This is a genomic window from Burkholderia sp. BCC1047, assembly GCF_902833155.1.
Classification (GTDB): Bacteria; Pseudomonadota; Gammaproteobacteria; order Burkholderiales; family Burkholderiaceae; genus Burkholderia; species Burkholderia sola.
Window position 1 is genome coordinate 281,282 of record NZ_CADFEH010000003.1, and the last position, 13,357, is coordinate 294,638.

The 13,357-nt window shown below is 64.8% G+C and carries 13 protein-coding genes; 11 read left to right on the plus strand and 2 right to left on the minus strand.

Annotation, left to right across the window (positions count from 1 at the left end; all coding sequences use genetic code 11):
- Positions 1-46: 46 nt before the first annotated feature.
- Both HWX55_RS05220 and HWX55_RS05225 read right to left on the minus strand, forming a co-directional pair.
- A complete protein-coding gene (locus HWX55_RS05220; RefSeq protein ID WP_175974741.1) occupies positions 47-1,390 on the minus strand; it encodes a collagen-like triple helix repeat-containing protein in 1,344 nt (447 codons plus the stop codon).
- 37 nt (positions 1,391-1,427) lie between these two features.
- A complete protein-coding gene (locus tag HWX55_RS05225) occupies positions 1,428-3,098 on the minus strand; it encodes a collagen-like triple helix repeat-containing protein (protein ID WP_175974480.1) in 1,671 nt (556 codons plus the stop codon).
- Positions 3,099-3,773: 675 nt separating this feature from the next.
- Here HWX55_RS05225 and HWX55_RS05230 point away from each other — a divergent pair.
- From HWX55_RS05230 to HWX55_RS05280, 11 genes are all read left to right on the plus strand, one after another.
- Positions 3,774-3,992, plus strand: a complete 219-nt coding sequence (locus HWX55_RS05230; protein WP_175974482.1) for a Flp family type IVb pilin — start codon at positions 3,774-3,776, stop codon at positions 3,990-3,992.
- Between the two features lie 97 nt (positions 3,993-4,089).
- Positions 4,090-4,590: a prepilin peptidase gene (locus tag HWX55_RS05235; RefSeq protein ID WP_175974484.1), complete on the plus strand. Its 501-nt coding sequence runs from the start codon at positions 4,090-4,092 to the stop codon at positions 4,588-4,590.
- Positions 4,587-5,033 (plus strand): TadE family protein, encoded by a 447-nt coding sequence (locus HWX55_RS05240; protein ID WP_175974486.1) that lies wholly within the window; start codon positions 4,587-4,589, stop codon positions 5,031-5,033. The genes HWX55_RS05235 and HWX55_RS05240 overlap by 4 nt, the downstream gene beginning before the upstream one ends.
- A gap of 90 nt (positions 5,034-5,123) precedes the next feature.
- Positions 5,124-6,047, plus strand: coding sequence for a Flp pilus assembly protein CpaB (cpaB, locus tag HWX55_RS05245; RefSeq protein WP_175974488.1), 924 nt, complete (start codon positions 5,124-5,126; stop codon positions 6,045-6,047).
- A gap of 65 nt (positions 6,048-6,112) precedes the next feature.
- Positions 6,113-7,444, plus strand: a complete 1,332-nt coding sequence (locus tag HWX55_RS05250; protein WP_175974743.1) for a type II and III secretion system protein family protein — start codon at positions 6,113-6,115, stop codon at positions 7,442-7,444.
- Positions 7,445-7,504: 60 nt separating this feature from the next.
- Complete coding sequence (locus tag HWX55_RS05255) at positions 7,505-8,779, plus strand: fimbrial protein (RefSeq protein WP_175974490.1); 1,275 nt, start codon at positions 7,505-7,507, stop codon at positions 8,777-8,779.
- A gap of 3 nt (positions 8,780-8,782) precedes the next feature.
- Positions 8,783-10,156 carry a CpaF family protein gene (locus HWX55_RS05260; RefSeq protein WP_124556370.1) on the plus strand — a complete coding sequence of 458 codons (1,374 nt, stop codon included), beginning with the start codon at positions 8,783-8,785 and terminating at the stop codon, positions 10,154-10,156.
- Positions 10,149-11,141, plus strand: a complete 993-nt coding sequence (locus HWX55_RS05265) for a type II secretion system F family protein (RefSeq protein ID WP_175974492.1) — start codon at positions 10,149-10,151, stop codon at positions 11,139-11,141. Before HWX55_RS05260 ends, HWX55_RS05265 begins: the two co-directional genes overlap by 8 nt.
- A gap of 4 nt (positions 11,142-11,145) precedes the next feature.
- On the plus strand, positions 11,146-12,138 hold the full coding sequence (locus HWX55_RS05270) for a type II secretion system F family protein (RefSeq protein WP_124556372.1): 993 nt from the start codon (positions 11,146-11,148) through the stop codon (positions 12,136-12,138).
- A gap of 18 nt (positions 12,139-12,156) precedes the next feature.
- Positions 12,157-12,999 (plus strand): tetratricopeptide repeat protein, encoded by an 843-nt coding sequence (locus HWX55_RS05275; protein ID WP_175974745.1) that lies wholly within the window; start codon positions 12,157-12,159, stop codon positions 12,997-12,999.
- Positions 12,996-13,349, plus strand: coding sequence for a DUF3613 domain-containing protein (locus tag HWX55_RS05280; RefSeq protein WP_124556374.1), 354 nt, complete (start codon positions 12,996-12,998; stop codon positions 13,347-13,349). Before HWX55_RS05275 ends, HWX55_RS05280 begins: the two co-directional genes overlap by 4 nt.
- Positions 13,350-13,357: the final 8 nt, after the last annotated feature.

The window sequence follows — 13,357 nt, forward strand, 5'->3', positions numbered from 1 at the left end:
TACGGCCGCGTCATTCGCTCCGGCTGCGATGACGCGACCGTCCTCCTTACTTGCCGACGCTGCCCAGCGTACCCAGCAACCCCGTGACCGGTGCCAGCAGGCCCGTCGAACCGCTGCCCGACGATGCCGTACCCGACACGCTGCCGACCAGCGACGTGACCGGCGCGAGCGGGCTCGAGCCCCCGGACCCTGCTGCACCGCCCACTGCTCCGGTGACAGTATTCAGCAAACCGGTGACGGGCGCGAGAGGGTTTGCACTGCCTGCGCCGCCCGTCGCGCCGCCGAGCGCGCCGGTGACCGTCGAGACGAGGCCCGTGACCGGTGCGAGCGGGCCGCTGCCCGAGCCGCCCGTTGCGCCGGTGAGCGAGCCGAGCGGTGTCGAACCGAGACCCGACAGCAGGCCGCCGAGCGGATTCGTCGAAGCGGAACCGGACGACGAGCCGTTCTGGACGGTTGCCGTCGAGCCGCCGACGAGACTCGTGATCAGGCCGGGGATCGGTGCTGCGCCGTTCGGGCCGTTCGGATTGACGAGGCCGCCCGCGTTGGTCACGGTATTGCCGACCGCGGTCACGAGCTGACCGACGTCGCCGACGAGCGGCTGGCTCGACGTCCCGCCGACCTGCTTGCCGGCCGAGCTGATCGCGCCGCCGATCTGGCCGAGCAGGCCCGACACGGGTTGGCCGAGACCGGTCGTCGTGCCGACCTGCTGCGTGACCTGGCCGGCCGTGATCACGAGCGGCGTGATCGCCGAGCTGATCGGTTGCGTGACCTGCTGAACGGCGCCCGACGACAGCGTCGAGCCGATCGTCGTGCCGGCGGCCGTCAGGCCGTTGGCGACCGTGTCGAGCACGGTGCCGACCGGCGTCGTGACCGGTGCGAGCGGCGCCAGCGGGCCCGTGCCCAGCGCCTTGACCGTCGAGCTCAGGCCGGACACCGTGGTGCTCGTCGCGCCGACGACGTTGCCGAGACCGGCGACCGTCGTGCCGACCGGGTCTTTGATCGAGCCGGTCTGACCGAGCCCGTTGCTCAACGCATCGGCGGCCGCGTCGATGATCGTGCCGGTGCTCGACACGGTGCTACCGACGCCCTTCGTCACGCCGTCGCCGAGGCCCGGCAGGCTGACGTTCCCGATGGTGCTGCCAAGGTCGGTGGCGGTTTGGCCGAGCGTGCTGACGGCGCCCTTGGTACCGGTCGTCGTACCGCTGGTGCCGCTCGTCCCGCTGGTACCGCTCGTGCCACTGGTGCCGCTCGTTCCGCTGGTGCTGCCGCTCGGCGGCGCGCTGACGCTGTTGCCGCCGCACGCGGCGAGCAGGCAGGCCGTCGCGAAAACGGTAAGGGGTACGCGCCATTGGCGCAGGGCGGTCGTCGTGAAGGAACGCTGGGACATGATGGACTCCTCGCTGTCTTGTCGATGAATGGATGTCGGATTACTTGTGCGTGCCGCCGAGCAAGCCGCCGATCAGCGACGTGACGGGTGCGAGCAGGTTCGTGCCGGAGCCGGAGCTCGTGACGGCACCCGTGCCGCCGCTCAGCGCCGGCGCGCCGACGGTGCTGGTGGCTGCGGGGACCGGCGCTGCAATCGGATTGCCGCCGCCCGTTACGCCGCCGAGTGCGCCGGTGACCGCGGAGACAAGGCCCGTCACCGGGGCGAGCGGGCTGCCGCTGCCGCCAGCCGCGCCGCCGAGTGCGCCCGTCACGGTGGAGACCAGGCCGGTGACCGGAGCCAGCGGGCCGCCGCCCGCGCCGCCTGCCACGCCGCCGAGCGCGCCGGTGACGGTGGAGACGAGGCCGGTGACCGGAGCCAGCGGGCCGCCGCCCGCGCCGCCTGCCACGCCGCCGAGTGCGCCGGTGACGGTGGAGACGAGGCCGGTGACCGGAGCCAGCGGGCCGCCGCCCGCGCCGCCTGCGGCGCCGCCGAGCGCGCCGGTGACGGTGGAGACGAGGCCGGTGACCGGAGCCAGCGGGCCGCCGCTCGTGCCGCCTGCTGCACCGCCCAGACCGCCGACGGTGCCGAGGAGGCCGGCGAGCGGCGCGAGCGGATTCGTCACGCCGCCGGTGCCGCCGGTAAGCAGGCCGCCGACGGCCTTCACGGTGTTGCCCGTCGACGAGACGGTGCCGCCGAGGCCGGTGGTGACCGGGTTGCCGCCCGTCGATGCGAGCAGGGCGCCGGCCTGGTTCAGCCCGTTGCCTACCGTGCCGAGCAGCGTGTTGACCGGTGCGCCGAGGCCGGTTGCCGCGCCGATCGTCTGCGTCGTCTGGCCGACCATCGTCGTGATCGGCGTGATGGCCGAGCTGACCGTTTGCGTGACTTGCTGGATCGGGCCGGTCGACAGCACGTTGGTGAGCGTGGTGCCGCCGTGCGACACGGCGCCGCCGAGCGTCGATACGAGGCCGCCGACGGCGCCCGTGACCGGCGCGAGCGGCGACAGCGGGCCGCTGCCGAGGCTCGTGACCAGATTGCCGGTTTGCGTGACTGCGCCGCCGAGTTGATTGACCACGCCGCCGGTGCTGGCGACCGTGGTGCCGACCGGATCCTTCGTCGCGCCGAGCTGGCCGAGGCCGCTGCCGAGGCCATTGCCCAGCGCGGTGACCGCGCCGCCTACGCTTTGCACGATGCCGCCCGCGGCTTGCGTGGTGGCGGGATTGACGCCCGGCAGCGACTGGCCGGCGATAACGGTGCCGAGACCCGAGACGGCGCTGCCGAGCCCCGTGGGGATCGTGCTGGCTTGTGCGAGGACAGTTCCCACTGGATTCGCCGACACACCCGAGGTGCCGGACGTACCGCTCGTGCCCGAGGTTCCGCTGGTGCCCGACGTGCCGCTCGTACCCGAAGTTCCGCTGGTGCCAGACGTGCCGGACGTGCCGCTCGTGCCCGAGGTCCCGCTGGTGCCGGAGGTACCGCTCGTACCCGAGGTGCCGCTCGTGCCGTTGCCGCCCGAGGTGGAGATCGTATCGCCGCCGCCCGAGCTCGAGCCGCCGCTGAGGCCCTTGCTGATCGAACCGGAGCCGCCGCACGCGGAGAGGGAGAGCATGGCTGCAACGGTGGCCGCGATCAGAGTCGTCCGGAACACGCCATGAGGGATAACCTTAATGTCCATTTCTTCCTCGCATTAAAAATGTGTTGTGAACTGCGTTGTGTTGAGTGGTGCGAGGACTACTCTGCAACTGTCGTGCCATTTCGATGCCCGACGGTTCGACAACCGGTTTTAAACGAGGCAATTCCTTGTCGGAAAAGGAAGTCGCGGGAATTGAAAGATTGTTGAATCTGTTTAAGAGCAGATGAATGAGAACGGTTTCGGCCGTTTCGTAACGTAACGTCACAACATTGGCGTTACGCGTGCGGCGTAACGTGGGCCCCACGCAGGCTTGGTGGACACGGCAATGGTTTTACTGGTGGATTAGGCGTGCACATCTAACCTATCGTAAATCCTATGTGTAAGTCGTACCGAAACGCCGTACAAATACGTCGTGCTCCTGGTCTTTTTTCCCGTCACAGCGGTTAAAAGAGGTTGGAACTTAAATAGGATCGGATATAGAATCGGAGCAGATGTAAGGAAATGTACGGTTCGGTACACTACGTTCGAGGAGGAGCGCTATCGCGAATGTTAACTTGCATCAAATCGTGAGCAATGCCCTTCGGGGCGACCTATAAAGAAAGCGCACCCGGTTGACGTTACAGCAGATGTGGCGAACGGTTGGGGCAAACGGCCAGATATGCGGGGATCGATACGTATAAAAGGCCAGAAAACGTAAATACAGGCACGAGGAATAAAATGAAAGCAATCATCAAGCGTTTCCTTAAGGAAGAAGACGGGGTTACCGCGATCGAGTATGGGCTGATCGCGGGTCTTATCGCTGTCGCGATCGTCGCCGGGGTGACGAACATCGGCAGCAGTCTCGGTAACATGTTTACCAATCTCGGCACGTGCGTGTCGTCTCCTTCGTCTACGAACTGTTCTGCCTCCGCGATTCGGGCAACGCCGGCGAGCTAAGCCGACTTCTGCTTTTCCGGAAGTCGTCGTGGCGTGGTAGCGGGCGGACTACTTCGGTAATCCGCCCGCCCTTGCATCTGCTGCGGGTCGTGGTGCGATGGGACATCTCATTTTTAGCGGGGTATTTCTGGCCTGGACGGGTTTAGTCGCGGTCAGTGATACTCGTTTCCGCCGTATTTCGAATGCGCTTGTCGTAGCCGGATTAATCGGTGGGTTCGGTGCCGTGTGCGCGGCCGCGAGTCCATTTGGTATTTCGGTGCTTCAGGCAGTGGTCGGCATGCTGGTCGGCCTGATCGGGCTGATACCGTTCTTCCTTCTGCGCGTCATGGGCGCGGCGGACGTAAAAATTTTCGCTGTACTCGGTATCTGGTGCGGTGCGCATGCGCTGCTTTGGCTCTGGGTAGCTGCCAGTCTGGCTGCAGGGCTGCACGCGCTCGCACTGATGCTGCTGTCGCGCACTTCGCTCGGGAGCTTGTGGCGGCAGCGCGAGCCGGCGCTGATACTTGGCAGATATCGGGCGACGCCCTATGCCGCATGCCTCGCGGTACCGGCTGCAGCATGGTTGATCTATCGGATCGCAACGAGGGGCGTGCTATGAAACGACAGAGCGCGTGTCCGGGATGGCGGCGGCAACGTGGAGCGACAGCGGTCGAGTTTGCGATCGTGTTCCCGCTGTTCTTCGTGATTTTCTATGCAATCCTGAGTTTCGGGATGATTTTCGTCATTCAGCAGAGCTTGACGCTGGCCGCGAGCGAGGGGGCGCGTGCAGGGTTGGCCTATGCGCCGGACCTCACGACGCGCGTCGCGAACGCCAAGACGACTACGCAGAACGTTCTCGGTTGGCTAAACAGCAGTCCGCCCAACGTGGCGGCCCAGCAATGCAACTACAGCGGAACGCCTACGCCGTTGCTGTACTGCCTGACGGTCACGGTCAGCTATACGCCTGATAGCTGGATGACGATCATGCCATTCCTGGGGGCGATCATGACGAAGCCACTGACAGGTACGGCAGTGGTGCAAATTCCGCAGTCGATGCTGTGAGTTGGGCGTCATGACGCGATAGACATGTCACACGCTAATCGCGTGACAAGAAGAAACCAATTGGATTCATTCCGGCATCCATACGACAACATGGCCAACAACTTAACGAAGATCATCGCGGGGCTGCTGATTGCGATCGCCGTTCTGCTCGGAATCTATGCATGGGTGCTTGGACGCAGCGCTTCAAGTCCCGCGCCGGCACAGCCGGTGGTGGCGGCAACTGCGGTGCCGGTCGTGATTGCAACACGTGCGTTGCCCGGTGGGCAGCCGATCCCAGCTGATGCGCTGAAGATCCAAGCGACGGCGCCGGCACCGGCAGGCGCTTTCAGTGACCTTGTTCCACTGGTCGGTCGCGTGCCGATTCGTGACATTCCGGCCTCGACGCCGGTTGTTGCCGATGCGCTGGTGTCCGGGCTTGCCGAGGACGTGCAGCCCGGCGAGCGCGCGGTTGCGGTTCGCGTCGACGAAACGAACGCGGTCGGCAACCGGCTGCGGCCCGGTAATTTCGTCGACGTGTTCCTGAACCTGAAACGCGAAGTGGGCAGCACGATGCTTGACGGCGAGGTTTCGCAGACACAGGCGCGGCTTTTGTTGTCGAAGGTTAGGGTGTTGTCGTTCGGCGATGCGACCGCCGAGCGCGACAGCGGCAACAACAACGGTGGTAACGGGCAACCGACCGGCGCCCGCATCGCGGTGCTCGCGGTGCCGACCGCGCAGGTCGATGCGCTGACGCTCGGCGAGGCGAGCGGCCGCCTGACCTTTGCATTGCGCAACCCGCGTGACGACGACCTGGCGCTGCAGACCGTTGCAGTACGTACGGACAACAAGCTGTCGCCGTCGGCGCTGGCCGCGGCAGGCGTCTCGCTGCAGCAGCTGTCCGGCACACCGAAAACACCGGTAGCCACCGCGAACCTGCCGCCGTTGCCCTCGCATCTGCCGCCGCCGGTGCGGCCGAGTGCGGGCGGCGGTATCGAAGTGATTCGCGGCGGCCGGTCGGAAACGGTTGCTTATTGAACCAGATCGACGGCCATCGATATCAGCGACGACAAGCAAAAGGCCGCATGCCGGTCTACCAAACGATGAAAAACACACTGATTGCATTCGCGCTTGCCATCTGCATCATGACCTTCGCCTCGTTCGCAAGCGCGAGCGCTACGATCGAACTCGCCGTCGGCGCGCAACGGCAGATTTCGGCGGGCCGTACCCTGCAGCGCGTCGCGGTCGGTGATCCGGCAGTTGCCGACGTGTTGATCATGAAAGGCAGCCGCTCGGGCTCCGTCCTGCTCATTGCGAAGGCTCCCGGCGCGACGAACGTGATGCTGTGGGAGCGCGGGCGCGATGAACCGACGATCTGGAACGTCGCGGTGGTCGATGCGGCCGCGCAAGCCGTGCTCGACGGCGCTACGCCGCGCGTGAATGCATACGGCGGCACGGCAGTGCTGCAAGGCTCGGCTGCGTCGCTCGAGGCACATGCGCGTGCGGCTGCGGTCGGCAAGAACATGAGCGGAAAAGGTGCCGTCATCGATCGCTCGACGGTTCCCGGCAAGAGTGTCGTGCAAGTCGACGTGCGGGTCGTCGAATTCAGCCGTTCGGTGCTCAAGCAGGTCGGGTTCAATTTCTTCAAGCAAAGCAACGGCTTTTCGTTTGGATCGTTTTCGCCGGGTGGCGTGCAGTCTTATAGCGGCGGTTCGGGCCCCGGGACCGGGGGATACGTTCCGACGCTCGGATCACCAGTCGCATCCGCATTCAACCTGGTCGTGAACGCGGCCGGACGCGGCATCTTTGCCGACTTGTCTCTGCTGGAGGCGAACAATCTCGCGCGCGTGCTGGCCGAGCCGACACTGGTCGCGCTGTCCGGCCAGAGCGCGAGCTTTCTCGCGGGGGGCGAGATTCCGGTGCCATCGCCGCAGGGGCTGGGTTCGACGGCGATCCAGTGGAAGCAATACGGCGTCGGGCTTTCGTTGACGCCGACGGTCTTGAGTCCGAGCCGGATCGCGCTGAAGGTCGCACCCGAGTCGAGTCAGCTTGACTTCGTGAACAGCGTGACGATCAGCGGCGTCGCAGTGCCCGGTATTACGACGCGCCGTGCGGACACGACCGTGGAACTGGGCGACGGAGAGAGCTTCGTGATCGGCGGCCTCATCGATCGCCAGACGATGTCGAACGTGAGCAAGGTGCCGTTGCTCGGCGATCTGCCGATCATCGGGACGTTCTTCAAGAATCTGAGCTATCAGCAGAACGACAAGGAACTGCTGATCATCGTGACGCCGCATCTCGTCGCGCCGATTGCCAAGGGTGCGGTGTTGCCCGCGACACCCGGTGAGTTGTCCGAGCAGCGCGACGGGCCGGTCTGGAAATCGTATCTGGGCGGAGCTGCGTCGCCCGACGCTGCTCCTGGATTTTCGAAATGAGTGGAATGTCTCGCGGTTTGCGATGCAACGCCACGCCTTGTGTAATCGGGGGTGTTCGACATGAATGCGCGAATTCAATCATTGTGTGAACCCGCCGTGACCGACTATTTCGTTTGCGCATCGCAGCATGAGGCACATGTCCGCTGGCTGGCCGATACGCTCGTATCGGCCGGCGCGGTCGAGGCCGCATCGCTGGAACCGGGTGTGCTGGCGCAGCGCATTACGGGCCTCAATCCGGCGCTCGTCTTCATCGATTTCTCGGACGGCAGCACGGCGGCGAGCATTGCCGCGGCTGCGATTCGCGCCACCCACCCCGGGCTGCCGATTGTCGCGCTTGGTTCGCTCGCACAGCCGGAGAGCACGCTCGCTGCATTGCGTGCCGGCGTCCGCGATTTCATCGACGTGTCGGCGCCGGCGGAAGATGCTTTACGCACGACTCGCGGGTTGCTGGCGAACGTCGGCGAGCCGGCGAGTCGCCACGGCAAGCTCGTTGCATTGCTCGGCGCGCGCGCGGGCATGGGGGTGAGCACGCTCGCAGCGAATCTGGCCGTATGGTTGCAGAAGCGCTCGGTGAGTCCGGAGGGGAGTGGCGTGCCGAATGGCGGGACGCCGGCCGGTCGTCAGACCGCGCTCGTCGACCTCGGGCTGCCAGCGGGCGATGGCGCACTGTTCCTGAATACCCGCTGCGAGTTCCATTTCATCGATGCGGTTCACAACCTTCGTCGCATCGACCGGACCTTCGTGAATACCGCGCTGACCCGGCATGAGAGCGGCGTCGTGTTGACGACGCTGCCCGCGGATCTCGGCGCGCTGCGCGACGTGTCGTACGCGTCGTGCGCTGGTTTGCTGAACCGGTTTCGCGCATTCTTCGATCAGCAGATCGTCGACCTCGGCGGTTTCTCGAATCGTGAATTCGTTGCACAAATCACGAGTTCTGCCGATGAAGCATGGCTCGTCTGCGATCAGGGCGTTGCGTCGATCGTATCGGCGGCCGATCTGCTCACCGGGCTGCGCGACGCGGGCGTCGACACCGATCGTGTCCGGCTCGTCGTCAACCAGTACGACCCCGCACTCGATCTGACGCCCGCGCAAATCGCGGAGCGACTCGGGCTGTCGCTGGCCGGCACGTTGCCGTCGCGCCGCGTCGCGATCGGCCATGCGGCAAACCAGGGCCGACTCATCGTCGATATGGCGGAGCGCGATCCGTACGTGCGCGCTCTCGAGTCGCTCGCCGCGCGGTTGCCGGGCGTGTCGATTCGCCCGGCCGTACCGCGTCCGGCGTCCGGCCTGTCCGCGCTGAAGCGCTTCATTCAACCCTCGTCCAAGCGGTCGTAAGCGATGGCACACGACATTCAATTTGCCGACGGCGCAGCGCCGTTTTCCCAGACGCAGCAATTCCACGACATCAAGAATGCCGCGCACGAACACTTGCTGACGCGCATCGAAGAGTTGGGCGCCGAGTTCGGCAGATGGTCCCGCCAGGCGATCAACCAGTTCGTCGATCTCGAGATTGACAGCTTCGTGCGCTTGCGCCGCATTCCGCTCAACGAGAACGAGGTACGGACGGTCGCGGAGGCGTTGACGAAGGAGCTCGCGGGTTTCGGGCCGATCGAGGATCTACTTGCGGACCCTGCGGTCGAGGACATCCTGATCAACGGCTACAGCGACGTGTATGTGTCGCGTCATGGGATCCTCGCCAAGCTGCCAGTGCGCTTCACCGACAACGCGCACTTGTTGCGGATCGTGCGGCGGATCCTCGCGCCGATCGGTCGCCGTCTCGACGAGTCGAACCCGATGGTCGATGCACGGTTGCCCGACGGCGGTCGCGTAAACGTGGTGATCGAGCCCCTGTCGATCGACGGTCCCGTCGTGTCGATCCGGAAATTCCGCAAGGATCCGCTGAAGCCGTCCGACCTGCTCGGCAACGGAACGTTCAACGAAGAGATCAACACGTTGCTTCAGGCGGCAGTCGAGGCGCGCTGCAACATTCTCGTGTCGGGCGGTACGAGTTCCGGCAAGACGTCGCTCCTCAACGCGCTTGCGTTCCATATTCCGGAGATCGAGCGTGTCGTGACAATCGAGGATACGGCGGAACTGTCGCTGAACCACCCGCACGTCGTGCGGCTTGAAAGCCGACCGGGCGGGTTCGACGGTACCGGCGTCGTGTCGATTCGCGACTTGCTGCGCAATACGTTGCGGATGCGTCCGGACCGGATCATCGTCGGCGAAGTGCGCGGCGGCGAGGTGCTGGAAATGCTGCAGGCAATGAATACGGGCCACGACGGCTCGATGGGCACCGTGCATGCGAGTTCGCCGCGCGAGTGTCTGTACCGTCTCGAGATGCTGGCCGGTTTTGCAGGTTTTCAGGGCACCGAGTCGAGCCTGCGTCGGCAGATCGCGAACGCCATCGACTTCATCGTGCAAATCGGACGCCTGTCGAACGGGCGGCGACGGATTTTATCGATCACCGAAGTGACAGGACTGTCCGACAACATCATTGCGACCCAGGAGCTTTACCGCTATGAAGCGCGCGTGACACCGGAGGGCGAGGAAGTCGATCACTGGGAAACCCTGGGCATTCATCCGCATTCACCGAAGCTCGCACGCTTTCGCCAGACGCTGACGAGTGGTGGGTTCGGCGACGGCGGATTCGGTGGAGGCGGCTTTGGCGGTGGCGGGTTCGGCCGCGGCGGCGGGGGTTTCAATGTATAGCGCAATGGTATGGGCGCTGGCGATCGCGATGCTGTGTGTCGCGGCTGCGATGATGCTGTGGCATCACGCGGAAACCCGGCGCGTACGAACCGACGCGAAGCGTTTCATCGACAGCCGGCTCGAGCCTCGCGCACGCGTCTCCGCATCGGCGACACCTGCTGCTGCTGTTGGTGCCGTGCGCGCCATGCAGCAACCGGGGGCGGCACGGAAGGTACCGTCCGAGGCCTTCGGGGCGCACTGGTATGCGACTGCCTCGGAATATCTGTCCAACCTTGCGAGCCGCGCGGGGATAGACGATGCGCGCGGCAAGGCAGTCGTCGCGCTTGCCGTGCTCGTCGCGGCTGCGGTCGTCGCGGGCAGCCACGGCGGCATGCTGGCGTGTTTCGCGGCACTCATTTGCGGAGGCGCGATACTTGGCGTCTGGCTCGCATCGCGGATTCAGCGGAGACGGCTGAAAATTGTTCGGCAGATCCCGTCGTTTCTCGACGGGATCGTGCGTCTCGTGACGCTGGGCAACAGCGTGCCCGCTGCTTTTCAGTCCGCACTGTTGACGACCGAGGAGCCGCTGCGCGGCTGTCTCGACGTCGTGTCGAGGATGCTGCGGAACGGTATCGAGATCGACCGCGCGATGATGCACATCGCGAAAATCTACCGGGCCGAAGAGTTCGAGCTCGTCGGCTCGGTGCTGCGCTTGTCGGTCAAATACGGCGGTCGCGCGGATGTGATGCTTGAACGGATGGCCGTATTCATGCGCGATCTCGAGCAAGCCGAGCGTGAATTGACCGCGATGTCGTCGGAGACGCGGCTGTCCGCGTTCGTCCTCGTCATGCTGCCAATTGCAATCGGCAGCTTTGTCGTGATGACCAATCCGAAGTATCTGTACGGAATGTGGGGCGATCCGAGCGGGCGGTCGCTGCTGATGATCGCGTTCCTGGCCCAAGTGGTAGGTAGCATTTGGCTGTATCGAATGGCTCGGCTCAGGTGAGGCTATGACGGCAACTCAAATCGGAGCGATTGCATTGGCCGTGGGCGCGCTCGGGGTGCTGCTGCTCGGGATGGTCGTGACGTTACGTGCGAATGCCGCAGCGCGGGCCGAACGAGCATTGGTCGATGCGCTGGATCGGCGCATGGCTGCATTGGAGGCGGCGAAGGCGCGGCCCGCGCAGGATGGCGATGCGCCGGCGAAAGCCAACGTGCGCGGCGGGCAGCGTGTCGAACGTTGGCTGAATCGCCTGTCGGCGGCAGGCATGCGGTGGCTGGATACCGGCTTCGGCAAATATGCTGTCGCGGAAGAAGATCGTCGCCTCCTGGAGCAATGCGGGTATGTCGATGCACGGACGCGTGGGCTGTTTCTGAGTGCACGGGTCGCGTGCGGGATCGCGTTGCCGCTGCTGTTCGCGATGTTCGCGAGCGGGCGCGTGAAAGGCAGTATCTGGATGGTCGGCATGTGTGGTGCATTCGCGCTCGGCTTCATGCTGCCGAAACTCTATGTGCAGCGCCGCGCCGCGTCGCGGCGACAGAGCGTTGTCGACGAACTGCCGCTACTCGTTGACATGTTGCGCTTGCTGCAAGGTGTCGGCCTGTCGCTCGATCAAAGCCTGCAGGTCGTGACGAACGATTTTCGGGGGATGCTGCCGGTGCTGTCGTCGGAGGTGGGAATCGCGCAGCGTCAGTTCGCCGCGGGCCGTACGCGCGAGCAGTCGCTGCAACGGCTGTCGAGTGGATTCGACAACGAGGATCTGCGCGCGATCGTGCGATTAATGATTCAGGTCGACAAGCATGGCGGTGCGGTGCAGGAACCGCTCAAGCAGTTCGGCGACCGTTTGCGCGAGACGCGTCGAGCGATGCTGCGCGAACGGATCGGTAGATTGACGGTAAAGATGACGGGCGTAATGGTGCTGACGCTGTTACCCGCTCTGCTGATCGTAACGGCGGGGCCGGGCATGCTGGCGGTGATGCGCGCGTTGTCGTCGCAGCATTGAAGGATGGAAGGGCAGACGATGAAGCGAATCGGCGAAGCGGTAATTCGGGCGGGCATGCTGGCGGTGGCGCTGCTGCTCGGCGCATGCGCAACCAAGGAAAGCGGGTATGGCGTCGGCGCGCAGACCGAGCGTGCGGCACTGATGCAAGCAGCAGATCAGAAGCAGTCCGTGCCGGATACGCCGGGGATGTATCTGGGTCTGATTCAGCGCATGCAAGCGCAGGGCCTCTATTACGCTTCGCTCGCGCACATCGATGCATATGACAAGACATACGGTGTCATGCCGGAATCGATCCTGTTGCGTGCGGATGCGCTGCGGATGACCGACCAGCCGGCCGCAAGTGCGGCTGTGTATGCGCAGTTGCTGAAGACGCCACTTGCGGCCCGTGGTTATCGCGGGCTGGGGTTGCTTGCGGGCGCTGCAGGCGATTTCGACCGTGCCGTGCAGGCGCTGACGCAAGCATCGGAGCTCGCGCCGACGGATCCGTCGCTACTGTCCGACCTCGCTTATGCGAAGTTGCGCAGCGGTGACGTCGTCGGCGCGCGAGTGCCGTTGATGAAAGCTGCCGAACTCGATCAGCGCAATCCGAAAATCGTCAGCAACCTTGCGCTGTATCTGTTTGCGGCAGGACGTGCGCAAGATGCGCAACGGCTGATGAACCAGCAGCATCTGTCGCCGGAAATTCGAAAGGACATCAACGGTGATGCCGCGAAGATCGCCGCGGCAGTGCGTGCGCAGCAGCGCGCAATCGCGACGCCGCCGGTGGTGTCGCGGCCCGGCGCGACGACGCCGATCACGCCGATGGCGAACAACTTCGGTTACGACCAAACTGTCCCGCTGCTGCAACGGTTTTCACAATGAACGGACATTCGGGGAACGACATGAGCGACAACACACGGAATCGAAGCGCATGCGGGCGCCGGATTGCGACGCTGGTCTCGATCGTCTGCATCGTAACGGGTTCCGGCGCTGCATACGGTCAAGATGCCGTGACACTGGGTGCGTCCGACGTTGGCCGCTCGACCAAAGACTGGCTCGCGATGCAGCGCGACAACCGCGCGGCGGCGCCGACGCAACCGGTGTTCGGGGACGTCGCGTCGCTTGCGTACCAACGCTATCTCGATTCGTTCAAGAACAAGATCCCTGATTCGATGAGTTCGCAACTCGGCGCCGTGGGTGGCATGTCGGGCGGCGGACAGGGCGGGCAATAAGCGGGATG